This is a genomic window from Mangrovivirga halotolerans, assembly GCF_026241165.1.
Classification (GTDB): domain Bacteria; phylum Bacteroidota; class Bacteroidia; order Cytophagales; family Cyclobacteriaceae; genus Mangrovivirga; species Mangrovivirga halotolerans.
The window spans coordinates 175059-199446 of record NZ_JAPFQN010000009.1; the positions used below are offsets into that span (position 1 = coordinate 175059).

The window sequence follows — 24388 nt, forward strand, 5'->3', positions numbered from 1 at the left end:
TTTTTTTGATCAGATAGAATTTAATTAATAACAATCAATTCTATAAAAAAGGAGAGGTTTTATTTAGACTGTGGTTAAATCCCTGACATTTAATATACTCTTGATAACCTGTTCTGTTTCAGGTCCTTCGAAAAGAATATCTTTCCACTATAATACAATAAGACTACGATCAGGTATAGCGTGAAAATATCATAGGTACGTAAAACATTGTAGAGCAATTTGCCGGTTGTGTCGCTACCTTCAATTCCCAGGAAGAATGCGATTATGATCAGAAGGTAAATAAATATTTTTTCCCATTTTAACCGGACAAACTCCCTTTGTGTGAGAAATAGAGGCAGGAGAATATACATGAAAGTAACTAAATGTGCCGTCCAGGTGATTGTAGAAACTAAATGAGTAAAACAAAATAAAATTGCAAACACAAAAAGATTTGTAATGTTGTTTTTCCTTCTGATTGATATAATAATAACTGCGGAAATCAGAATAATTAATCCTAATAAGATGATGTTTCTGTAAAAGGCAGCCTGTTCCATAATTTCACTGCCAACAGACTTATTTATTGTTTCCGGAGCAATTAGTTTGACGATAAATGCCATTAATGAATGGTTTGTATAAGAAATCAACCCTTCCGCAGCCTGATTCTGCGCTTTTTTCAGGAAAAATTCATAATAATTGACATAAACCTGCCATCCTTTTATTAGAAATGGAATTAAAAAGCATAATAAAACCGTGCCTGAAGCTGCAATCCATACTTTGATTTTTTTCCAGTGATAAACTACCACAAAGCCAAGAATAACAACCGGGATTATTTTAATAGATGCGGCAATTGCCAGAATTATAACAGATGCGACAGGTTTATTTTTAAAGAAATAATATATTCCCAGTAAAGTTATAGTAAGCAATAAAAAGTTGACCTGGTAGGTAATCAGGTTATTCCAGAAATACTTTAGAGAAAAAACAACGGTAAGGATTACTGGAATCTTGTACTGATCTTCAGACAGATTGAGTGTTTTACAAATTCGGATTAAAATGATAATAGCCAGTGGTAAAAGCACAAAAACATTTGACAGCAAGAATATATTTGCTGAAACTTTTAAAGGAAAGATTGCGAGAATCTGAAAAAGAAAAGCAGCAAAAGGAGGGTAGATATAATCCCTGGCTCCTTCAATCGGATCATACAGATCATTACCTTCAAAGAAATCCACACCAGCTTTCCAGAAAACAAAGTAATCAGATCCGATATCGATATTCTTTTCGGTTTTATTGATTGAAAAGAAGATCATGGCGATTCCAATTACTACCAATAATGAATAATAGATCTTTTTTCTGTGCTTTTTTATAGTTGAAATCATTATGGACTTTTAATAATAAAAATTTGTGAATATCTTATTTGAGTTTTTATCTGATCACAGAACCATATATCAGTAAAAATTGTATCAAAAATACTATAACAGATAATATATCTTTTAAAGATGCATAACAAATTTGTCAGGAGTATAATTTCCAGATAGATTTAGGAATTATTAATTAAAACTAAAATGAAAGATCAAAGCCTGAATAAAGCCACTGTTTTAATCCTCACTCTTGGAATTTCCTTGTTGTTTTTAATAATGGTTAAGGGGTTTTTGATGGCCATTTTCCTGGCGGCAATTTTCGCAGGAATGCTTTATCCTTTTTATAAACGACTGACTGCTAAACTTGGAGGGAGGCAATCTGCCAGTGCAGCTATAACGTTAGTTTTATTCGTACTCATCATATTGCTTCCTTTTGCAGCATTGATGGTTGTAGTGATTGAGCAGGCTGTCAGTGCAGTTCAACTGGCAGGCCCCTGGTTGTCTAAATATGCAGAACAGCCGGGCGTAATTGTAACAGAATTAGAAAAGATACCGATTGTACATAAAGTTTTTCCGGATAATGAAAAGCTGGCTGGCACCGTTGGAAATGTCGTTAAGGGATTGGGCAATTTTATCATTGATGGACTACAGAGTTTCTCTTCGGGAACGGCTAATTTTATATTTTCCTTCTTTATTTTCCTTTTTACCTTTTATTATTTCCTGATCAATGGCAAAAGTTATTTGGAGCAGTTTTTATACTACCTGCCATTAAAAAATGATGAGGAAAAGACCCTTCTGACCAAGTTTGTTAAGGTAACCAAAGCGACCCTGAAAGGCACGCTTTTAATTGGTGTTATCCAGGGAGTATTAGGAGGTATCGGAATGGCTATAGCAGGAATTCCAAATGTTATTTTCTGGAGTGTGGTGATGGTTATATTTTCTATTATTCCTGCATTGGGAACAGCGATTGTGTGGGTGCCGGCAGTAATTTATCTGTTCATCATCGGAGATACTACCCCGGCGATAATACTTGGTATCTACTGTGTGGTTGTGGTCGGGAATATTGATAATCTGATCCGACCTAAATTAGTTGGTAAAGATGCCGGATTACCTGATCTCATGATCTTGTTTGGAACCCTCGGAGGACTTGCAATATTTGGTATTGCCGGGATAATCATTGGTCCACTGGTCGCTGCCTTATTTTTGGCCTTTTGGGAGATTTACGGTCATGTTTTTCAGCATTCGTTATACCCGGTAAACGACAAGCAACTTGAAGAAGACTTGAAAGGGGGAGAGGCTGCAGATGAATATAAGAAAATAATAGAAGACGATTAGATTTACCAATCGTCTCCTGTTATTATGCTTATCCTTTTTTCAGATCAAATCGTTTAATTTATTTTGAGCACCTTTGTTTGAGGCATTAAAAAGAATACTTTTCTGGTAATAGATTTTTGCTAATTCGTTTTTGCCCAGTGAGGAATAGCAATCAGCAATTAGTTCGGCGAAACTGGATTTATCATTTTTATTCAGTTCACAAGTTATGTATCCCAAATTGAGTAAAGTTGCTGCGTCAGTGTATTTTTCTCTTCTCATCAGGTATTGAGCAGTCTTAATTAAGTCATTTCCTTGATTATCCAAATCATAAGAATCTGCCTTTTCAGTTCTGATCTGATGGTAAAATGCAATTCCCGATTCAAAGTCATCGTTTAGTTTTTCCCTGATGTCGAGGTAGACAGATCTCTTTGGCGTTTTAAATGGCTTGTTTTGCATGATATTTATGATGCCATTTCCTATTTCAGCCAGCTTAAAATTCAGATTGTTGGTCATCAGAATTATTTCTAATTCCAATTCCCTGGAATAGTAAATTATTGCCTCATAATTGTTCCCTGATCCATGATGATAGTGCTCTAAAACACCTAATGAATCTAAGCTTAGATGTCCCAAGCCTGACTGACTGCCTTTGTCAAATGTTTTGTTAAGCGTAGAAATTGTTTCAAAGGATATAATATCTTCATTATACAATGATTTAAGCCATTGATGAAGATCATCAGGGGTTAGATAAATTGCCTTTGTGTAGTCATGAATAAAAGTGGTATTCTCACCATCATTGTTAAATGATTCAGCCATTTTTCCATATAGCTTTCCGTTTTCTGGTTGATATATTTGATCAATGCCAATTGGATTGAATAATCTTTTTTCCAGAAAGTCTTTAAAAGTCATTCCGGATAACTTTTCAATCAATGCTTTCTGAAGAATGATATTGGAATAATTGTAATCATAGCGTGTTCCGGGGTTGAATTTTAATTCTTTGGCTTCAGATAATGATTCTTTCAGGCTTTCAGTATCATAACCCGCTGTCGCAATTATACCAGATGTATAATTTAAGATTTGACTAACTTTTATATCTGAGCAGTATTCCGGTAAGAAATCCAAGTAATTAATTAGGGGCTCATCAATGTTAACTTTACCTTGTTCGGCAAGAAACATAATTCCAACAGAGCCAAACTCTTTAGATATTGAGCCTATGGGCATGCTATGATCACTAGCTAGCGGAGTTCTTTGACTGTCAGCATAGCCCAAAGAATTAGAATATATCAATTTGTCATTATAATGAACTAAAATATTCCCATTAAACACCCCGGTTTTAAATGAGGCATTGATAAGAGAATCGATTTTCTCCGGGAAATTTTGAGCATTTAAAAAAGGACTGGTAATGATTAATAATAGAGTAAAAAAGTGTTTCATATAAATTGCGTTTATATTTAAGATGCATGAAACAGCTCTATCGTTTAGATATTTATGTCAGTGGTTTTAAAAAAGTGTAAGCGAGAATTTAGCTGTATGTATGGGGCTAAGGAACCAGCCAGGATTCTTCTTTTTTGTCAAAATCAAACAGACATCTGATGTGTCTTTCCTTATTAAGTTGTAAAACTTCTATTTGGCTGATATTTACTTCGAGCACTGCAAAATATTCATCGTCAAATTCATCCTTAAGTTCTTGCGTAGCCTGGTGATTTTCCTTTTTGGTTCCGGGTGGATTTTTTGAGTTATAAGATTCCTTACCATCAGATAGGGAATTGTAATAGTTTCTGCTTATTTCATCTTTATGATGGATGATGCAGGTCCCGGTAAGCTTAACCTGGCATCGGTTGTTCTTTCCATAAGTCAGGATAGAAACATTGTAATTACCTTTTATTTGTTCGATCTTATCTGACCGTATGTCAGTATATATAAAGGCCTTCCTTTCTTCAGGAATGAATTTTCTTAAGACAACATATCTTGAATCCGGCGTTTGCCTGTTGACAGTTGACAGTATGACAAAGTGAAATTCAGAACGATTATCTTCACCGGCTCTTTGTAATTCATTGAGTATAGTTGATTTGATTTTATTAAGCGAGAGGTCTTGTGTGATCAAATTTCCCATTAAAAAGTAACCGTTAAAAAAGTTATTTGTTCATACTCTTAATCCTGAAGATTTGCCAGGCAGAAGGCCGATTAAAACTAATAATTGGATTCCCTGATTTTTGATTTTTCAGTTTCTTTTGATGCAATAGTGGTTGTAGGCTCAACAAAATACATCTTCATTTTACCTTTATTTTTAACATCTATTTCACCTCTTGACACACAGTTATAGTGATTACTGATCAATTTACAGGTATACTCAGACACATTAATTTTTCCGGGCTGTGAATTAGATTCCATTCTTGATGCAATGTTTACCGTGTCTCCCCAGATATCATACGCAAACTTTTTAGTCCCAACCACACCGGCTACCACCGGACCAGAACTGATACCGATCCTTACGTCAAAGTGGATGATTTCATTGTTCTCAATAATTTTTGATTGATCTACGAACTCAGCCATTTCAAATGCAGCCCTGGTGACTTTCAGGGCGTGATCTTCATCTGGAAAAGGTAATCCAGCGGCACACATATAAGCATCGCCTATCGTTTTGACTTTCTCCAATCCGTTTTTTTCGATTATTTCGTCAAATTTTGAAAAATAATAATCGACTGTGTTAACCAATTGTTCCGGAGATAAACTTTCAGAGTGTTTGGTGAACCCGATAAAGTCTGCAAAAAGGACGGAGACTTCTTCAAACCTTCTGGCCTTTACCTTTCCGCTTTCTTTTAATTCTTCAGCAATTTCACTGGGTAAAATATTTAAAAGCAGGTCATCAGAACGGCCTTTTTCTCTTTCTATAATCTTTTTAGTATGAGCGATAAATTTATTGCGTCTAAATAATCCGACAGCGATAACTATCATGAGGAATAAGGCGACCACTACTGCAATAAAAATTATCCGTTGGTTTTCTTTTTGCTGGTTGAGCAGGTCTACCTCCATTTGTTTTTTATTGATTTCAAAATCAGTTCTCAGGTTAGCCATTTCCTGAATCGAGGCCTGATCGTTTACGCTATCCCGGAATTCCTTGTATTGTTTGTAGTGCTCGAGAGAATTTTTATAATCACCTGTTTGTTCATATAATTCAGATAATTTGAGATTTACATCGCTTATCTGATCGGTCAGGCCATATTTTTTAGCAATATCAAGACTTTGTTTGGAATAATTTATTGCCACTACTTCATTCCCCTGATTCATATAAACATCAGACATGTAACTTAGATAGATAGGGATCGGATAATAATCCTCCATCAATTCCAGTTGAGTAATAGCCTTATTAAGCATGACTTTGGCTGAGTCATTTAACCCCATCATTGCAAGTGCAATTCCCCTGTTACCATTATTATATGCGATTCCATCCTCGAAATTGTATGCTTTGAAGATTTTGCCTGATTTTTCAAAGCATTTAAGAGCTGAATCAGGTTCCCCAACAGTGAGATATTCATCGCCCATATTCTCATAGGCTGTGGCAATGCCCAACGAATCATTTTCATTTTTAAGTTGTGATATTGCCCGGTTATAATACCTGATGGCATTTGTATGATCATCTCTCACAGAATATACATCAGCAATTGCAATGCTAGCTCTGCCAGCCTTTATACTCATATTTTCAGCTTCTGCAATTCTCCCGGCCTCGAAAAGATTTTCTAAAGCAGGAACCAACTCACTAATTAATAAGTAGGAATTACCTTTTTGTAAATAACCAATGTAAAGGTATTCAGGAGAGTCGTATTTTGATGCGAGCTCGATTAGCTCGTTACTAAATTGAAGCTTGTCTGGCACATCTGAGTATTCTGCCAGTATTCTAAGCACGGGAAGAAGGTCTTCACCCACGAATTCACCCGATTCATAAATAATTCTTGCACTATCAATGTTACTGGAGCTTTGAGCTTTTAAAGCGGGTACGCTAAGAAAAATAAGCAAAGCAAAAAGTATCACAATTTGGAATATAGTGCTATTCAGATTGAGATAATATTTTGTAATAAGTTTAATCATTAAGATCAATTAGACCGGACTACTAGTTTTGGATCAATGCTATATTCTTCAGTTCCTGATCCGGGTATTATTACCTTGAAGGTGATTATGTATTTTTCCTGCATTCCCTCGGTTCCCTCTTTTACTTTTCCCCGGACCTTACCGTTACCATTTCTTTCCCGAAGCACATTTGATTCGAAAATGTTATCACCACTCTGATGACTGATGGTTGTTATTCTCACTTTGTGATTTGATGAAGAGGACGAAACCCCATTCCAAATTACAATATCACCGACACTTACTGTATCTACGTGATTACGAATATCAGTGCCAGGTTGCTGGCCGCTAAAATAACAATATTTATATGCTGGTTCCTGTATGTTTTCGGTGTCAACAACCAAAGTCAAGGGGTCTATTTCCTGAGCATCACTTTTAAAATAGGTCATGAATATCAATATCATGACCAGGGAAAAATATGACATTATTTTTTTCATAATGAGTATAAAATTTGATAGTGGTAATGCAGTGAAACTGTTGGGCTCTTTTCTGTTTTAAAGACAGTTTAACGGCTTATTATAATAAATATAAGAATTAATATTAACAAAAAGGTATATTCATTCTTTTAATAATTCAATTTCAAGCGATTATTGTTTCGACTAAATATGATTAGTGATTTCCAGCTTGAGAATATCTTTCTTCATTATTTAAAAAAGAACTTTTTCTTAAGGAAATAAATAATAGTTAATACAGCTGTACCGGCTAGGAAACCTATCCATTCGGACCTTTTCAGACCAAAGAGCATTAAAATTATTACAACGGAAGAGAGTATGGGAATGATTAATCCTCCGGGAATAGTAAACGCGTCTTTATCTTTTGATGGTTTGATAATTCTTAGTTTGAAAACACATAAAACTACTCCAAGGTAAATAAACAAGACCGCTGCACTAGAGATTACAGCCAATTGATCAAACCTCCCTATTGAAGCAAAAACAAACCCGATACTTGAGTACATGATTATAGAAATAAATGGAGTGCCGAATATTTTATGGACCCGTGAAAGTGCCTGGATATTAATTATACGATCCTGAGATGCCTGGAACAATACTCTGGGCATACTGAATATTTCACTACTCAGGTTTCCAAACATAGATACTGCTGCTCCGATTGATATGAGCAGGAAACCAGCCGGACCAAAAATGTGGCTGGCAACTTCACTTAAGGGACTCTCGGTATAGTTTGGGAGATCATCTCCCAAAACGCCCTGAGAAACCAGTTGAAGGGAAATGTAGATTGTTAACACACAAAGGATACTGATCAGGATTGCCTTCGGTATTGTTTTATTTGGTTTAATCACCTCCCCACTCACAGATAATCCGGATTCTGCTCCCTGAAAAGCAAAGAATAGTATTAATGCTGTTTGACTAAGGCTTTCAAGGTCAGGAAATGACTCGATTTTCAGGTTTGCAATGTTTGATTCAGGTATGGAGAAAAAGATTAAAGCTAATAAGGGGACAATCTTTAAAAAGGTAATTGTTTTGACCAGCACAATACTTTCTTTGACACCTTTTATGTTGATCCATGCCAATCCTCCAAACACAATGAGGAAGAAAAGAATCTGTATAATCTTTTCCTGGAATAACGGAATATAAGCACCCAATAAATTGACAAGGGCATTGGCTACTGCCGCATCTGCGGATATGGCCGCCAGGCTAAAAAAGATAGCGGTTAAATAACCAAAGTATCGGCCAAAGCTAACTTCGATGTACGAATATACACCTCCTGATTTGGTTATTTTGCTACCAACTTCAGCAAAGCAAAGCATTACCAGGGAGATCAATATTCCACAGAATAGATATGCATATATGCTGGCAGATCCCAGGTTAGCCGCAACGATAGCCGGTAGAGCAAATATTCCTGCACCAATGATAATATTGATCAGGTTAGCGCTGAGTCCCAGAACTCCGATTTTACGATCAAGAGAGTTCGTGGTCATTTATTTGAGTTTGATTGCTGAATCATTTATTGATAGCGTATAACCATTATTGCACTGTTTGATTTAATATACTAATTAATTCAGGAAAATCGACATTAGAATTTCCTTAAAGGCATTTGAAGCTATCTTTATTTTAAGTTACCGATATCGGTTATTCAGTTCTTTTTTTTATGAGTTTTTTAATTTCTTTTGAAGGTTTGATATTATTTTCTTCCATTGCGCAATAATCAACAGTCATATTAATAGCTTTTTTCTTGAGGTTTTCTTTTGTAAAATTATTATTCTCAATGCTGACTTTGGCAGCAGACACAAGGTAAATGCCAAGTATTTCTTCCTTGTTGCCATATAATTTTGCTATTTCTTCATCCAGTTCAAAAGTATGGTCAGGAGTTCCTGACATCCATTGAAAAATGAATTGAAACAATTGCTGACGCTTTCCTTCCTCTTTATCAATGGGGTTATCCAATAAATAATTGCATGCTTGTAAAACTTCCTTTTCAGCTTTTTTGTAGTCTTCACCTTTTTTAAACTGAGTAGTACTTTGTGCATTGCCTATGAATGATAAAAGCGTAATTGAAAAAATAAAAATGATAGATTTCATGGATCTTTAGTTGAAAATTAAAAAATATGAACCGATTTATGTTGAATAGCTAATCAACAAGGTAAATATATTGTTTTTAGACAATAAAAAGAAAGGGGGATTTGGAAATATAAATATTAATAGTCGTTGTTTTTATTTACTTTTTCCGCTTTTTTCTTTTAAAATGTTTTTTATCAGAAATGTATAATATCTTTTGAACCTCGCAAAAAGTCACAGAACGATCCTTATTTTTTAAATGTACCTGCTTTATAAGTTCCATTTCATTCTGATCTTCAATTAATGATTTTATATTATCCAATTCATTTTTAGTGAACTGAAAGTCTGCGTAGAGATTTTCTTTTGCCGGTTTTTTAAAACGGACTTTTGCTGATTTATCCCATACTATATAATTATCACCCAAAAGGTTCATGAGCTGAACCATGGGTATGGGATCTACCGCAGAAAACATACTTCCACCGAAGATGGAATTGACATAATTTTTATTTTTATAGCTGATGGGTATTTTGATAGTAATATCAAGCAGGTCATCTGAAACATACTTTATCCTTCCCGTACTACGACGATACATGGGGGAAAGATTAAAGCCATATTTAAATAATGTTGCTTTACTTATAAATTTTGAACCTACTTCCGCAATTTTTCTATAAACAGACATTAACTAATTAGTTACTATTATTTGATTGATCTTGTCTTTCTTTTACGATTTCTCTTATCGAACGATCCCCAATAACCACATCATCCAGCACAGCCTCTCCATTAAGAACTTTCACAATGCTGTATGAATCAACAAGAGAATCCTGCTGAGACTCCCTGTGGACTGTCTCTGCTACCGGAGCCATCGATTCTTCCATAAAAAACTTATTGAATGGATAATCTATGATCAGGATTGGTGGTTTGTTATAAGGTTGGGTTCCACCAATTTTTGCAGTAATAAACGTTTCACCTGACCCTGGTTTCTCCTTAAATACTTTATCAGGAACAGTGAATCCTTCCTCATTTTCAGTGAGGGTGACGAATATCTGATCACCATATATCCATTGATCTGAAGTGTCTATTTCGACAGAATTAGCTTCATAATTCAATACAATATATTTTCCTCTGAACGGATCGGTCGGGTCAATTGGCTGGGTCCTGAATTTATAAGTTTGTCCCTCACTGAGTACTTCCTCTCTGTCCATGATCATTTTGGCCGGGATATATAATTGGATAAGGCACACCAGGATAAACAATGGGAGTAAAATCTTTTTATTTTTCATTTTTACTTTTTCTCTTTAACATCCAATAATTCGCTACAAAAAAGCTTATACCTACAATGACAAATAGTGCGCCCCGAACATAAAATGACAGGTCAGAGTCAAAGAATCGGCAGATAGCCAGTAAGGCAATAGTTACCATTCCGAAATTCATTATTCCTAAGTGGTCTTTTTTAGCCCCTTCATTAACATATAAGATCCCGATGGTGAGGATGGATATATTAATTAGGAAAACTGCCATTGGTGCTCTCAAACCAATAATAAAGGTGAGCCCAACTAAAGGAAAAACCAGGGAAAGAAATGAAACATTCTTTATGCCCTTGCTTTTTATTTTCAACGTGAGAAATACGGAGGCAATTCCAAACAAAATTAGCGAAGCAATAGCCTCCGGAGAGGTGCTGATACCATCGATATCAAATCGTTCACTTCTTAAATGGTTCCAGAATTCATCGAAACTCAGGCTGTATAAAACAACCATTGTTCCTAAGGCACCGAAAATCTTAAATCCATTGTTTCTTAGCTTCAGATCGTTAAATCCATTACCAACGAGGTAAATCAATCCGAAATAAGAAATATAGACTATAAACATTAACTCTTCAAACTTCCCTGATAATGAGCCCAGGCAGATAGTTACAGAAAGAGGTAAAAACCAATGATGAAAATAGGTGAAATTACTTTCGGGTTTGGATCTCAGTAAATACAGGTACCAGGGAATAACTGCAGCTAATAGTAGCCAGTAACCATAGGCTGTAGTTGAGGGATAGTTCCAATAGCTAAGTTCACAGGCATACCAGGTAATGCCAATAATATAAAATAGCGAACTAATGGAAGATCTCATCAGGTAAATAATGGGTAGCCCTAACAGAACCCAGGTTAAAAGGAATCCGGAAAGCTGTCCCTGGATATGGTAGATCTGGCTGATCAGTGAAATAGTTGCTCCAATCGATAAAAACAAAAAGACAGCACTACCTTCCTTCCAGCTTTGAGAGTCCTTCTTTTTTAAAATGGCAAAACCACAGGCTAACTGACCCAAAACAAGGGGTAAGAATGCAATAACTGTTCGGGTTAGCCGGGAAAACTGATCCCAGTTGTGCGCGATTATCAAAATGATGCCAGAGCCGATCAACAGGGAACCCAGGATGCTAAAAGCTAATACTAATTTATTAGATTCGGGTTGCTTTTTCGATGCGTAATAACTTCGAATATTTTCAGCAATATCATCTGAAATAACTCCCTTTTCGGTTAGTTCTTTTAGATCTTTTGTGATGTTCATATTGTATTAAGAAAATAACTACCCAAGTTAATAGTAGGATTAAGTTATACAAAAAATAAACCGGATAAATCTTACTTACCCGGTTTGATATTGTGATATATGATGAGGATGTGAATTATAATTTATCTGATTCAAAGGTTAAAAACTGATCGAAGAAAGGAAGCATGTCATTAATGACTCGACCATCTAAAGTCCATAATTTATTTCCATGGTCACCAATATATTCTTCTGCATAATGATCGATGCCATATTGTTCCAGTTTCATACTAAAAGCTTTGCTGGATTCAGGAATATGCTTATGAAAATCATTTCTTCCCCAATCAAGCTTAATCGCATTAAGACTTTTAAGATTCTCGATATTATTTTCTATCATATAAATTGGCATGTTCTTTTTCCACTCACTAATTATTTCAGGATGAATCTTAACAGTTTTATTTTCAAGTGTATATGGAAGATCAGCATAAAAAGGAGGATTATCCATGTTTGGGGTAAATGCTCTTCCCATAGCAACAATTATATTTGGATACATGTAATTATACCCATCAATAAGCAGTTCCCTATTTTCTATATTATTAACTTGTTTATAGCCCTCACCATGTATACCAAGTTCTCTAACAAGATCAAGTGTAGCAGGAGATAAAGCATAGACAGTTCCGAAAATGTCCGGATGTTTCATACCTAGTTTAATCGCTCCAAATCCACCCATTGACCAACCGGCTATTCCCCGACTATTTCTATCCGGAATGGTTCGGTAATTTTTATCCATGTAACTCGCCAAATCTTTGGTCGTAAAATCCTCCCAATTACCTGTTAAAGAAGAATTAGTATAAAAACTACCGCGGAATAGTGTATACTGGTCTACAATTACCATAATGAAAGGTCTTATCTTTTCTTTATTGAAAGCATATTCAAGCTTTTTCGCGGTGTTAAACCACATTGAGTTAATGTGGTCATTTACAAGGAATCCATGAAGAAAATATATTACCGGATAATTCTTTTCACTATTTTCATATCCAGGAGGTAAATAAACCGTGACACTTCTCTTTAGACTATTACCGGCTTTATTTCTTAATGTTTCTGAATATATAGAATCTTTGACAATTTTTATATTGGTTGATTGTGTATAAACCCCGTTAAAACAGGTTATAAAAATTAAGATGGAAATGAAATTTTTCATAGTAATAAGTCGATTTAACTCAATAGAATTTAGAAGTATTTAGTTATTCATAAAATAATAAATAATTGTATAATTGCAATTAGAAAATAGGTTGATGCTGCAAATATCAGTGATTTGGCATTTGTTGATTTGTTTATTATTTTGATTAATTAAAGAGCTAAACTATTAATCAAACTTCTGTTTTTATGAAAAAATTCTCCAATTTACACTATTGGTTAATCCTGGTTTTTATTGTTGTTTTATACGGGTTCAAAAACTATTTCATTTATTTTAAGGAAGCCTCATTTCAACAACATTTACATTCATTGTCTGCCATAGCCTGGTTTGGAATTTTGGCTATTCAACCCTGGATATATAATAATAAATCGATAAAAACACATCGTAAAGTTGGAATAATAGGGGTTTTGATTGCTGGGGCAGTCACAGCTTCATCATTAATGGTGATTAAGACAAATTTCTTGATTGATTCAGGCCCCTTGATGCCGGTAAAATATACTCTTACTCTGGCAAACGTGATTATAATAGCCGGGTTTGTATTTTCTGTTGTCATGGCAATAATAAAATCAAAGGATGTCGATGCACATGCAAGATGGATGATATCTACAGTTTTCTGGATTATGGCCCCGGCTACTTTCAGAATAGCAATGAGATGGCACATGACAATTGTACCTGATACATTTCCAAATGTTGGAAATGTTTTGGCAATCAGCACTATCATTCCGGCCTTGGTTATATTAATTCTTATCGGTTTAGATTTTTACAGAAAAAAGAGGAGTTACTTCCCCTATTACCTGGTTGTTGCAGGTAATTTATTCTGTTCAATATTGTTTGTGGTTTATCAGGATGGCCCCATAGCAAAGGATGTGCTTGAGGGAGTATTTCAGTAGTTTACAATTATTTTTTTGAAAAAAATTAAGCCCCTGCATATCTGCAGAGGCTTTTTTGTGACCAAAAATTCAACTAAAATCAATTCCTGTTTACAGTAATTGAATTGGACAAACTAAAAGTTCCTTGAAGATTTGCTGCGTTTTCACCTGCTTCCAGGCCGGTTAATCCTTCTGAATAGGTGATTCTCCAGATCAGGCAAACCCCTGTGCCTGCATCGTCAAAATTCACACCCTCAAGATCTGCCATGGTTGGAGGTAACCCGAGTATAACTCCCTGATCATCTGTAATCACATAGCTGGTGTTCGCAAGATCAAAATTATCTGATACAGTAATTCCACTCACCATATCCGGACTGCCGTCGATATCAAAATTGAAGGGTCCGCCATCAAGCATTCCAGCAGTACCTCGGGTTACCATGATTGAGTTTGAAAGTCCATAGCTGCCGGTAAGATCTGAAACATTGTTACCGACTTCCGCTCCCATCAGGTCAGTACCGAAAGACATATGCCAGATCAGGCATATTCCACCACCTGCTCCATCAAAGTTAACTCCTTCAACATCAGCCAGAGTAGGAGGAAGGCCTAATATATTATTTTCATCATCGGTGATTACCCAGGTCGTATTCGGGCCATTGACCTCTGTGTCATCAAGGCTTATACCACTAACCATGTCTGCTTCACCATCGATAATAAATGTAAAAGGACCGCCATCGATCATTCCTCCATTCAGACCGTCTCTGTTTACAGTGATTGAATTGGATAGATCATAATTTCCTGAAAGATCATTTGCATTCTCACCAGGTTCCAGTCCCATCAGACCATCTTCATATCTGATATACCAGATCAGGCAAATACCCGGGCCGGCATCGTCAAAATTTACACCTTCCAGATCAGTCATGGTAGGAGGTAGTCCCAGGATATTTCCAGCATCATCCGTTATTACAAAGCTTGAATTCGATCCCCGCATTTCTCCGGATTGAGTAATGCCATCAACCATATCAGGATTACCATCAATAACAAAATTAAATGGACCTCCGCTGAGGGTTCCTGCTTCAGTATTAATAGTTACATCATCGTCGTCATCGCAACTGATGGTCAATAATGAAAGACCACCAAAAATCATAAGTAAAATAAAATGCTTTTTCATTGTGCTAGTTCTTTTAAGGTTTACTGCAAACTAGCGAGGAAGTATTACCTGTCAATCACAAGTAATTAACGAAACTATATATTTTTTAATCTATATAAGTGGCTGTATATCAATGTCTTTATTTTATGTTGTGATTTTTTTGTGACATTTGGAAAAGATGGTAGGATATAAACATCATTTTTAATGAATAAAATAGCCCGATACCAAAGTACCGGGCCGGTGTTAAGAAGCTAAACCTGTTTTTTATTGTCTGGTCATAATGAATGGGTGTTTTACAAGGTCAGCACCTGTAGTATGACCTGAAATATTACCCTGAGTATGGTTTAAATGCCTGCCTTCAAAAGATATGGCACCACCATTTACCATCATTTGCATATAAAAATGATTGTATACAGTTTGTGGTATGCGCATTTGAAAAGCGCTTACTGTACCAGACTCATCTGTAAATGTACCCGGAAGGTCATAGAATTCAGGAAATTCCACTCCAGGGTCTAATTCATACTCACCTATTGTGATTGTACCCCTGGTTTCACCGATCACTATATCCCAGGTGGAATTCTCATAACTTTCAGGTAAGTACGGGCGTGGAGTAGTAGCTCCTTCACTAAATAATTCTCCTTTTTTTGCATAGCCAGCATATTTTTTACCATCAGGGTCTGTATGGAATCCGGCCATGTAGTTTTCATCACTTAAATAGTATTCGAACTTTCTACCATTACCGATAGTTCCCCAGTGTGCATTTGGATTAGAACCGTCGAAATAGAATGTTATTTTATTCCCTTCAATTGATCCGTTAATTTTATATGCAGACCCATCTGTCGTATAAAAAGAACCAATTCGTTTATCATCAATTTTATCATTCCAGTAACCTGGTAAATGGTAAATGTCAAGTATTCCATCATGACCATCGAATACAAGGTTCCATCTTCCGATAAATTTAAATTCCTCCCATTCCTGTGGATCCAGAATTGGAATCTCAATATATGCTACGGCACTACCATTTCGTCGGACAAAGTCATAAGAAACTTTAGTGTAATTATCGTCTGTTCCTGTCTGCCAACTTCCCCAGCTGTTTTTAACAAGGAAATAATAATCGTCCGGATTTTCACTTGTTTTGTCAAAACCGACAATGAGCATACTGTGAGCAATGGTATCGCAAACAGCTTCATCACCGGCATCACATGGTTTCCAGGTTTCACCGTATTTTACAGTGCCTGAAAAATCCCAAACTAATTCAATTTCTCTTTTCAGAATTTGTTCGATAAAATCCGTGTCACGTGCTTTTCCTGTTGAAGGTCCGAAGAACTTACCATTAGCTACACCATAGAACTTATCTGAGTGCTGTAATTCCCATGTTAATTTGTTTGGATCCAAATTATAATTACTCATTACACGCTGTTTTTTATACACGTCAGATTGCCAGTCTGAATCTGCCAGAGTTGGATCAATACTGGGAGTAATATTGACGGAACCATAGGGCATTAAGGTTTCCAGGGGAATTTTCAGGCCGGTGTTCATCATATCATTGATATAACCGGCACCTCCACCACCTCCAAAAGCACCAACCTGAGTTTCACTACCATCTTCTCCTTTGGCTAATATATCATCCCAATCCGGGTGAATCCAGAATGTTTTACCAAAGTGGTTCATAAATTCCTCGCTCAGGTCAAGATCTCCGTAACCGAATCTTTTATAAGCGGCTTCCAGTCCCGCTACTGCTGCAAAAGTGATACATGTATTTCTGCTTCCCTGGCTTTTGACACTGGTTTGTTGAGGTCTTAAATCAACTCTTAAATCTGAGTTGTCAACGGCTGGTGGTTCAACGAACTCTTCATCACAAGCAAAAAATATCGCTAAAAGTGATAATAGCCATAGTTTACTGATTGGTTTTAATACCTTTTTCATAGTGTTAATAGTTTTAATTTCACCTTTAGTGCAGGCTGAAATCAAAAGGTTACCATTGAATGAAAAAAATATTTGAAAAATTATTATTTAAGTTGAGAAAGGAGCTTTTTAGCTTTGCCTGAATAGATATGGTCGCTTTCATGTATGGAATTAAGAAGCTTTCTGGACTCATCGACATTATCTGTTTTTAAATAGACCATAGCAAGATACCATTCCGAGAGCTCTTTTGGAAGGCCGTTAGCGTTTGATTTAAGTTCATGAAATACAGAGATTGCTTTATTATTCTGTCCAGTTTCCATGAAACTGATGCCCAGATAAATTTTAGCCATATCAGATTGTGGATTTTCATCCGTAAATGCAGATAAGGTTTCAACGGCTTTTTCATAATCACCAGTATTATAGTATTCCATCCCCTTAATAAATATTGATGATTTATCTCCATTTCTTTGTGTAATTACATCTTCATAGGGTGAATAATAACTTAAATAAGCTTCTCTGCTTCCCAATTCATTTTCAAAAACGCCCCATTGCCACAAACCTATGGGAATGATTAGCAGAATTATTATTGCAGCATATTTTAGGTAAGGAGGTAGTTTCCTTGTTTTTGATTTTGAATCGATTTCTTCATCCCAGTCCCTGAGTTTATTTTGAAATGCTTCTTTTTCTGATTCTTTTATCGATCGGAATATTGATAGATAATCTTCGACTTTCTTTTGAAAATCAGAATCTTCCATTCTCCTTTGTTCAAATTCTTTCTTTTCATCAGGAGTCAACCTGTCCTCAAAGTAAGCTTCGATAAATAATATGTCGCTGTCGTATTCCACTTGTTATTATCTATTTTTTTTTACTATCTCTTCTCTGATTTTTTGAAGACAAAGACACTTTTTTTTCTTTGCAACTGATTCATTTTTGTATCCTAATTCATTTGCTATACTTTCCATGGAGAAATTCCGGAAATAATATAGTTCGAGGATTTTTTTACATGGGTCTTTCAGTTTACTTAAAATAGATTTTATATAGTTCTTTTTTTCTATTTCTTCTTCATTATCCTCATAATCTCTGATTGACAGATCAATTCCCGAAACTTCTTCCAGCGAACCAGATACTTTTAAAGTTCTGTATTCTGCTTTAACAAGATTTTTTCCAATTCCGAATAAATAGGTTTCAATCGTACTGTCAAGGGTCTGGATCTTTTGGTCCTTAATATTAAAATAAAATATCGTAAAAGCACGATGGTATATATCCAGTATTGTTTCTCGTTCGAGGGAATGATTTTTCATAAACCAGCCAATGAATTTAGACCTGTGATTTTCGTAAAGTTCCTTTAATAATGATTCATCGCCATTTCTTATTGAAAATAGCAAATCATTGTCGCCGATCTTTACTTGTTTTGTATTCATTAGTGGGTTGAAAATATAAAAGGTTACCCTAATTATTGTGAAATATCTTAAATAAGAATCAGCTTATCAAATTATTAGTGTTTTCCAAAAGGGAATTTTTATTATTGGATTGATTTTGAATGAATTAGAATTCATGAATTAATTTATTATTTTAGTGTTTTAAAAATTAAACATTATGAAAGCTATTCAACCAATTACCACGCTATTATTATTATTTTTATTCATTAGTTGCGAGGAGGATAAGGTGTCGCAAGATCCTGAAATTCAGCAGATATCATTAGTGAATTGTGAATGTGAACGAACTGATAATCCCACATTTTGCGATCTGGTCTGTTCTGATCAAAATACCACCTTTGCTACCGCAACTGTGATCAGAGGGAGAGGATGTGAAATAGGAGCAGATTGCTTTCCTAATCCGCCCGCACTGCAAGATCTGGTTTTTATAATTCCAAATGCAGAATTTAATTCGACCGTAGTTCAAATTGTTAATGATAATGGAGCGGTATATGCTAATACAGATCTTCAAAATGGTGGTTATATTGAATATGATGAAGAGTCAAATAGTGTTGAAGCAGGTCTTGGATGGGTAGATGGATATCCTAGAGAAGAGATCCTAACCTTAAAAGTGAGTTCTGTGGTAACTTTACAAGATGAGACCACCCATAATTTACAATACGAAAAAGAGCTTGGAGTAGGGTTTTTCAGTGAATAATTATATCATATAATTTTTATATATGCATACTAAGACATTGGCAGTATTTCTGATTTTTCAGATAACTGCCTTTCTTTTTGGCCAAAATGATGATAGTGTCAGAAGTCAGTTTGAAAAGGATTTTCAGCAAATAGGGGAGAAGTATTATTTTGATAGTCCGGATACAGCAGCACTTCTTTACAAGAAAAATCTCACTAAGGCTGAGAACATCCAAATGTGGGATCAATATCTGCATGCCATTATTAACCTGGCATCAGTATCGAGCCACCTTGATAGTCTCAGATTATTGGATGCCTATCTTCAGGCAGGGCAGAAAGTACTCGAAAAACATTCTAGCTACATTTTAAAGTACGATTCAACTGGCTTTTTGAGATCTAATTTTTATTATTTCCAGGGAAGATATTATTATGAACTTTTTAATTACAGAGAGGCAATCAAATCATATAAAAGCATTATCGACCTGCCGGAAATAGAGAAAGATTCTTTACTATTTTTTGATACTCATGTGTCGATCGCTCAAAGCGCTCTGAATATGGCTGACTTTGCACTAGCCGAACATCATTTTGATTTAGCTCGATCATGGGTTCCGCGAGAACATCCCGTTTATAGTGCTGGCCGGGGGTTTGATTATCAGATGGCTTTTGTAAATACTCAGTCGGGACATGTAAAGTTCAGGCAATGGGAAGCTAATAAAAATAGTAAAGCACCGACAGCTGCCATTGATCATTATTTAAAAGCGTTGGAATTAATCAAACCATTAATGAATGAAAAAGGAAGCTGGAGTCTTGTTAATGCTATTTACCGTAGTTTGTCGTCCTGTTATCTGGAAAGCAATCAGCCTGAACGCGCAAAACAATACCTTTCAAAGTTAATAGAAAGGCCAACAAGGTCAGTTTCTGATAAAGTCAGAAATTATATTCATGCTTCTGAATTATATCTAAGAACAGGAAACCTGTCCAGAGCTGATGAGTTTATTAATAAAGCACTCTCGGTTGTCAAAGAAAACTATGATCCTACACACCGTTATTATGGATTAATCAATAAGCAAAAAGCCAAAAAGTTTATAAAAGAAAAGAATATTGATTCGGCTTTGGTGGCATTGGATCGTGCTGAAAAATTCTTTGTGTTTGGAGGGGGAGAAGGTGAAATCAAAGTGATCAATAACTATGAGGTGCTTGAAATTTACTCCCTTCGTGGAGATGCTTACCGATTAAAAGACCCGGAGGAAGCGATTAATTGGTATAAGAAAACAATTAGTTTAGCTGATAGAACCTCCAAAGATTTTTTATCCTGGGAATCCAGGCAGTATTTATCATCTGATATATATCGTGTTTTTGAAAATGGAATTACGACCTTGTTTGATTTGCAAAAAGACAAAGAGGATGTGGAGAATTGGGAAGATGATCTGATTTACTTTTTCGAGAAAAACAGGGCTATTCAATTATTTAATTCCGTAAGAGATATTGAAGCGGTTGAAGCGGGGATTCTGTCAAAGGAATTATATGAGAAACAACAGCAATTCAAAAGTAAGATTGCTTTTAATAAGCGTCAGATCGAAGAGGGTAGATCTCCTGAAAAGCACCGTTTAATTCTCGATCAGTTATATGCAGATTATGAAGATTTTCAGCGATCTCTTAAAGAGAAAAATTCAAGCTATGAAGACTGGATGCCTGATGCAGAGATGGTGACTTTTAATGAAGTTATTTCTGAAATAAAAGGGAGTTCGTCACTTTTGTCGTTTTTCTGGGGTGAAGAAAATGTTTATTGTCTTGAGCTGATGGATGACAGGGCTGAATTGCATTTGATATCTGAAACCCCCACTTTACAAGAAAGCTTATTTCAATATTTAAAATTGATCAGGACTCCACCTGAAAATATGGGGTCTGTTCCGGAAGAATTATATAATAAGGGCAATAAGCTTTATGAATTATTTTCTGCCGCTTCAGGAGTTAAAGATTCCAAAATAAATTCCATCATAATAATTCCGGATGGGCCGCTTTCTTATTTGCCTTTTGGAGCTTTAGTGTCTGAAAAGAAAAAATGGTTACTTGAAAGGAAAAGCTTATATTATTCGTCTGCTATCAGGTTGTTACTCAAATCAACAAAATCTGATAATAAAGCAACTGATTTGATGAAATACCTCGGATTTGCTCCCGATTATGCTGTAATGGATAATCAGAATTTTTCAGGGATCAGAAAAGATCTTTCACCACTGGCTTACAACAATCAGGAGGTAAAATCTGTAGAGAACATATTGGGTGGACGAATTTTCACTGGAAGGGAAGCTTCAGAAGTTAATTTTAATAAGTATGCTGAGAATGCCAGCATTTTACATTTAAGCGCCCATGCAATTGTTGATAATGACAATCCGAATTATAGTGCTGTGTATTTTATAGACCAAACTGACTCAGCCAGGCATGAGCAACGGTTCGAATTGGATGGTGCTCTCCATCTTTATGAACTATATAACTATCAGTTTAACTCAGAGTTGGCTGTATTAAGTGCTTGCGAAACAGGTTTTGGGCGATGGGCCAGGGGTGAAGGAGTAATCAGCCTCGGTAGAGCTTTTCAAAGTAGCGGGTGTCCTTCAGTTACTATGAGTTTATGGAATATAAGTGACAAGTCTTCTTCCCTAATTATCGAGTCATATTTTAAATACTTAAATGAAGGCATGGCAAAGGATGAAGCACTGGCTATGGCAAAAAAGGATTTTCTATCTGATCCTGCTAATAAATATTTTAAGCATCCTTATTACTGGTCGGCTTTTATTGTTCAGGGTAATGCTCAGCCATTATCAAAGGCACAAAATGAGATCTGGTATTTAGTACTGGGTATTGTTATAATTATGGGATTGTATTTAGGTATAAGAAAGTCAAAGAATAACCGACTGATATCTAAGAAAGATATTTAATGATATTTAAGAAAGCATATCCAAAATCTATTTGAATATGCTTTCTTGATTTTAGCCATAAAAAGGGACTTTAATTCACTTTAATTAATGTCTCTTCGATTTTGTCGGCTATTTTATCAACTGATGTTTCATTATAACCTGTAGAGATGTATACTATCTCTCCGTTTTGATCAATAATAAAATTCTTTGGAATCCCTGAAGTAAAGTACTGGCTTCCGATTTCATTATTCGGATCATAGACTACCGGAAAATCAATACCTTTTTGCTTTAATTTGCTCATTTTACCAGCTACTTTTTCTTTTGATTCTTTTACGGCAACCGGAATAAAGACAAACTCTTTACCCTCAAATCGCTCTAATATTTTTGAAGGTATCTCATGAAATTCCATCAGACATGGAGCACACCATGTTGCCCAGAAGTTCAATAAAACGACTTTACCTTTTAGATCTGAAAGGTTGATTTTTTCACCATTGGTATAATTTGCTGTAAAATCCGGAGCCTGCTCACCTTCTTTTATCAAAACTGGATTGGTCAGCTGATTTTCCAGGTCTGACTTATCTATTTTTCCATCAGCATTTCTTTTAATGACGATAGATTTAGTATTAGTACCTTTGGTATCTAAGTTTTCCTCATTAGAAGGCTTATCAGAATGCAAGGTAAGTATTGCTACAAAACTATCTTTAATAAAATCTCCATGGATTTTGGCCAGTTCCTCTTTTTCTTTATCAGTCTGACTGACTTTCATTGATTTGATCTTGCCCTCTTTTTTTAAAGTAGCTACTTCTTCCGCCGTTATGATTTTTCCATTGGCAATAAATACTTTCTTGATTTCAGAATTTTGTGCATTTGATGAAAAAGTAAATAGAAATAAAATAAAAATTAAAAGTGTGTAGATATGTTTCATAATTGATTATTTGAAATCAAGATTAAAGCAAAAATTAATCCAATTATGAAACTATTAACGATCTTTTTTATTACAAAAAGGAAGTTTCTGACTATTTCACCGTTCAAAATGTCTTTTGATATTTTTGATGTTTAAATACCAAATCAGGATGATAGCAGGTACTGTCAGGAATACTGCAGTAAAAAGTTCCCAAAATTCTAAGGTGCCCAAAACATTACCAGGGTTTTCTATAAGATAAAAAGAAGCCCACCACATCAGGATCCATATGTAGATGATATAAAAAACAGATATAAAAGTAGCTAGTCTGTTAGCCCACAATTTATATTTAAAAATATTGATCCCACTGATTAAAAATAGAACTCCCAGAATAGTCATAAATACAGCAACACCAATTAAAAGGCTATCCAAAGACAGTTGGTTGTCTAATGAGTTTAAGTGAGCATAACTGTTGTCCTTTAAATCTGATAAGAACATGAAAATAGCCGCTCCAATTAAATTAAGCAGTATCACCAATGTGGATATCACAATGATAATTACACCGGCTATTTTGATGGATTTTGGCTTTGTTTCAATCATAAAAGGCAGTTATTTTCCTGTTGATAATAACCACTAATAATTGGTAAGTGGCGTTAGTAATAATTTAAAGATAAGATCTTTTAAATCAAACTATAAACTGCCTTCTATTGCTTAAATAGAAAATAAAAACAAGAAATCGAGTTAGAAATAAAACTGATTTTTCGTCAAAACAAGATTAAAATTCAGGGTTAAACTTCCTTTTCCCTCTTAAGGTTATTTTTCTTTTGAATGAAAAATAAATTAATGAGCCTAGCATAGGGAAAATCAAGACAATAGCAAACCAGAATAATCGGACGGTGTTATCTTTATATCTGGATCTTGTAATGTCAAGCATCGCCCAGAACCATAATGCCAATGATAGAATAACTAAAGTTAATGTTAGAAGTTCGTTGATAGTCATAAATAGTGTTTTGATTTCGAAGGTGAAATTAGCCATTTTTTGCTACTATTTAAAATCACCCGAATACTTATTCAGGCAAGATTTTATACTAGCGTATTTTTAAATGATTTTAGTTTTATTTTATTATTAGGTTACAAATTACATGTAACTAACAATTCTGTTTTTAAAAAAATATTCTGTCATTAAATTATTATATTTGCCAGCTGAATAATAGTATAAGAGCTGTTATAAAAGTGGGACTTTTTTATTTGAGACGATTTTTTAGATTTTGAAATTTTGTATAGAATGGATGATTTGATACTAAAACTCAAGGAAGATATCATAGAGCAATTAAACCTGGAAGATCTTACAGTTGAAGACATCGGAACTGAAGAGCCATTATTTGGTGATGAAATTGGTCTGGATTCGATCGATGCACTGGAACTGATTGTTTACCTGGAAAAAAACCATGGTGTCAAGATTGAAAATCCTGAAGAGGGACGTAAGGTTTTTAATTCAGTGAAAACAATGGCTGAATTTATTGAAGAGAATAAATAATA

At 35.1% G+C, this 24388-nt stretch carries 23 protein-coding genes; 5 read left to right on the plus strand and 18 right to left on the minus strand.

What is annotated here, in order from left to right:
• Positions 1-89: 89 nt before the first annotated feature.
• Positions 90-1352 carry a glycosyltransferase family 87 protein gene (locus OO013_RS15815; protein WP_266057907.1) on the minus strand — a complete coding sequence of 421 codons (1263 nt, stop codon included), beginning with the start codon at positions 1350-1352 and terminating at the stop codon, positions 90-92.
• A 186-nt stretch (positions 1353-1538) separates the two neighbouring features.
• On the opposite strand from OO013_RS15815, the gene OO013_RS15820 reads away from it, so the two are divergent.
• On the plus strand, positions 1539-2669 hold the full coding sequence (locus OO013_RS15820; protein ID WP_266057909.1) for an AI-2E family transporter: 1131 nt from the start codon (positions 1539-1541) through the stop codon (positions 2667-2669).
• 39 nt (positions 2670-2708) lie between these two features.
• Here the strand turns inward: OO013_RS15820 and OO013_RS15825 are convergent, their stop codons facing one another.
• The 10 genes from OO013_RS15825 to OO013_RS15870 all read right to left on the minus strand — a co-directional run bounded on the left by OO013_RS15825 (position 2709) and on the right by OO013_RS15870 (position 13007).
• Positions 2709-4079 carry a serine hydrolase domain-containing protein gene (locus OO013_RS15825; protein ID WP_266057910.1) on the minus strand — a complete coding sequence of 457 codons (1371 nt, stop codon included), beginning with the start codon at positions 4077-4079 and terminating at the stop codon, positions 2709-2711.
• A 106-nt stretch (positions 4080-4185) separates the two neighbouring features.
• A complete protein-coding gene (locus OO013_RS15830; RefSeq protein ID WP_266057912.1) occupies positions 4186-4758 on the minus strand; it encodes a pyridoxamine 5'-phosphate oxidase family protein in 573 nt (190 codons plus the stop codon).
• Between the two features lie 77 nt (positions 4759-4835).
• Positions 4836-6731, minus strand: coding sequence for an adenylate/guanylate cyclase domain-containing protein (locus OO013_RS15835; RefSeq protein ID WP_266057913.1), 1896 nt, complete (start codon positions 6729-6731; stop codon positions 4836-4838).
• A gap of 5 nt (positions 6732-6736) precedes the next feature.
• Positions 6737-7204 (minus strand): hypothetical protein, encoded by a 468-nt coding sequence (locus tag OO013_RS15840; RefSeq protein ID WP_266057915.1) that lies wholly within the window; start codon positions 7202-7204, stop codon positions 6737-6739.
• Positions 7205-7410: 206 nt separating this feature from the next.
• Entirely contained in the window at positions 7411-8703 is a 1293-nt protein-coding gene (locus tag OO013_RS15845) for an APC family permease (protein WP_266057916.1), read from the minus strand.
• Positions 8704-8854: 151 nt separating this feature from the next.
• Positions 8855-9304 carry a hypothetical protein gene (locus OO013_RS15850; RefSeq protein WP_266057918.1) on the minus strand — a complete coding sequence of 150 codons (450 nt, stop codon included), beginning with the start codon at positions 9302-9304 and terminating at the stop codon, positions 8855-8857.
• 136 nt (positions 9305-9440) lie between these two features.
• A complete protein-coding gene (locus OO013_RS15855; protein ID WP_266057919.1) occupies positions 9441-9959 on the minus strand; it encodes a PaaI family thioesterase in 519 nt (172 codons plus the stop codon).
• A gap of 7 nt (positions 9960-9966) precedes the next feature.
• Complete coding sequence (locus OO013_RS15860) at positions 9967-10560, minus strand: GDYXXLXY domain-containing protein (protein WP_266057920.1); 594 nt, start codon at positions 10558-10560, stop codon at positions 9967-9969.
• Positions 10550-11830, minus strand: a complete 1281-nt coding sequence (locus OO013_RS15865) for a DUF2157 domain-containing protein (protein ID WP_266057921.1) — start codon at positions 11828-11830, stop codon at positions 10550-10552. The genes OO013_RS15860 and OO013_RS15865 overlap by 11 nt, the downstream gene beginning before the upstream one ends.
• A 115-nt stretch (positions 11831-11945) precedes the next feature.
• Positions 11946-13007: an alpha/beta hydrolase gene (locus OO013_RS15870; protein ID WP_266057922.1), complete on the minus strand. Its 1062-nt coding sequence runs from the start codon at positions 13005-13007 to the stop codon at positions 11946-11948.
• 185 nt (positions 13008-13192) lie between these two features.
• On the opposite strand from OO013_RS15870, the gene OO013_RS15875 reads away from it, so the two are divergent.
• A complete protein-coding gene (locus tag OO013_RS15875; protein WP_266057923.1) occupies positions 13193-13894 on the plus strand; it encodes a hypothetical protein in 702 nt (233 codons plus the stop codon).
• A 79-nt stretch (positions 13895-13973) separates the two neighbouring features.
• Here the strand turns inward: OO013_RS15875 and OO013_RS15880 are convergent, their stop codons facing one another.
• The 4 genes from OO013_RS15880 to OO013_RS15895 all read right to left on the minus strand — a co-directional run bounded on the left by OO013_RS15880 (position 13974) and on the right by OO013_RS15895 (position 18346).
• Positions 13974-15041: a hypothetical protein gene (locus OO013_RS15880; RefSeq protein WP_266057924.1), complete on the minus strand. Its 1068-nt coding sequence runs from the start codon at positions 15039-15041 to the stop codon at positions 13974-13976.
• Positions 15042-15284: 243 nt separating this feature from the next.
• A complete protein-coding gene (locus tag OO013_RS15885; protein ID WP_266057925.1) occupies positions 15285-16946 on the minus strand; it encodes a C1 family peptidase in 1662 nt (553 codons plus the stop codon).
• An 83-nt stretch (positions 16947-17029) separates the two neighbouring features.
• Entirely contained in the window at positions 17030-17770 is a 741-nt protein-coding gene (locus OO013_RS20310) for a tetratricopeptide repeat protein (RefSeq protein ID WP_266057927.1), read from the minus strand.
• Positions 17771-17776: 6 nt separating this feature from the next.
• Complete coding sequence (locus OO013_RS15895) at positions 17777-18346, minus strand: RNA polymerase sigma factor (protein ID WP_266057928.1); 570 nt, start codon at positions 18344-18346, stop codon at positions 17777-17779.
• A gap of 175 nt (positions 18347-18521) precedes the next feature.
• Between OO013_RS15895 and OO013_RS15900 the strand changes: the two genes are divergently transcribed.
• Complete coding sequence (locus tag OO013_RS15900) at positions 18522-19058, plus strand: hypothetical protein (protein ID WP_266057929.1); 537 nt, start codon at positions 18522-18524, stop codon at positions 19056-19058.
• Positions 19059-19080: 22 nt separating this feature from the next.
• On the plus strand, positions 19081-21969 hold the full coding sequence (locus OO013_RS15905; RefSeq protein WP_266057930.1) for a CHAT domain-containing protein: 2889 nt from the start codon (positions 19081-19083) through the stop codon (positions 21967-21969).
• Between the two features lie 70 nt (positions 21970-22039).
• On the opposite strand, the gene OO013_RS15910 is transcribed toward OO013_RS15905, so the two are convergent.
• The 3 genes from OO013_RS15910 to OO013_RS15920 all read right to left on the minus strand — a co-directional run bounded on the left by OO013_RS15910 (position 22040) and on the right by OO013_RS15920 (position 23885).
• Entirely contained in the window at positions 22040-22873 is an 834-nt protein-coding gene (locus OO013_RS15910) for a TlpA family protein disulfide reductase (RefSeq protein ID WP_266057931.1), read from the minus strand.
• A 96-nt stretch (positions 22874-22969) separates the two neighbouring features.
• Positions 22970-23449, minus strand: coding sequence for a hypothetical protein (locus tag OO013_RS15915; protein ID WP_266057932.1), 480 nt, complete (start codon positions 23447-23449; stop codon positions 22970-22972).
• A gap of 175 nt (positions 23450-23624) precedes the next feature.
• Entirely contained in the window at positions 23625-23885 is a 261-nt protein-coding gene (locus tag OO013_RS15920; RefSeq protein WP_266057933.1) for a PLDc N-terminal domain-containing protein, read from the minus strand.
• 249 nt (positions 23886-24134) lie between these two features.
• Between OO013_RS15920 and OO013_RS15925 the strand changes: the two genes are divergently transcribed.
• Positions 24135-24386 carry a phosphopantetheine-binding protein gene (locus tag OO013_RS15925; protein ID WP_266057934.1) on the plus strand — a complete coding sequence of 84 codons (252 nt, stop codon included), beginning with the start codon at positions 24135-24137 and terminating at the stop codon, positions 24384-24386.
• Positions 24387-24388: the final 2 nt, after the last annotated feature.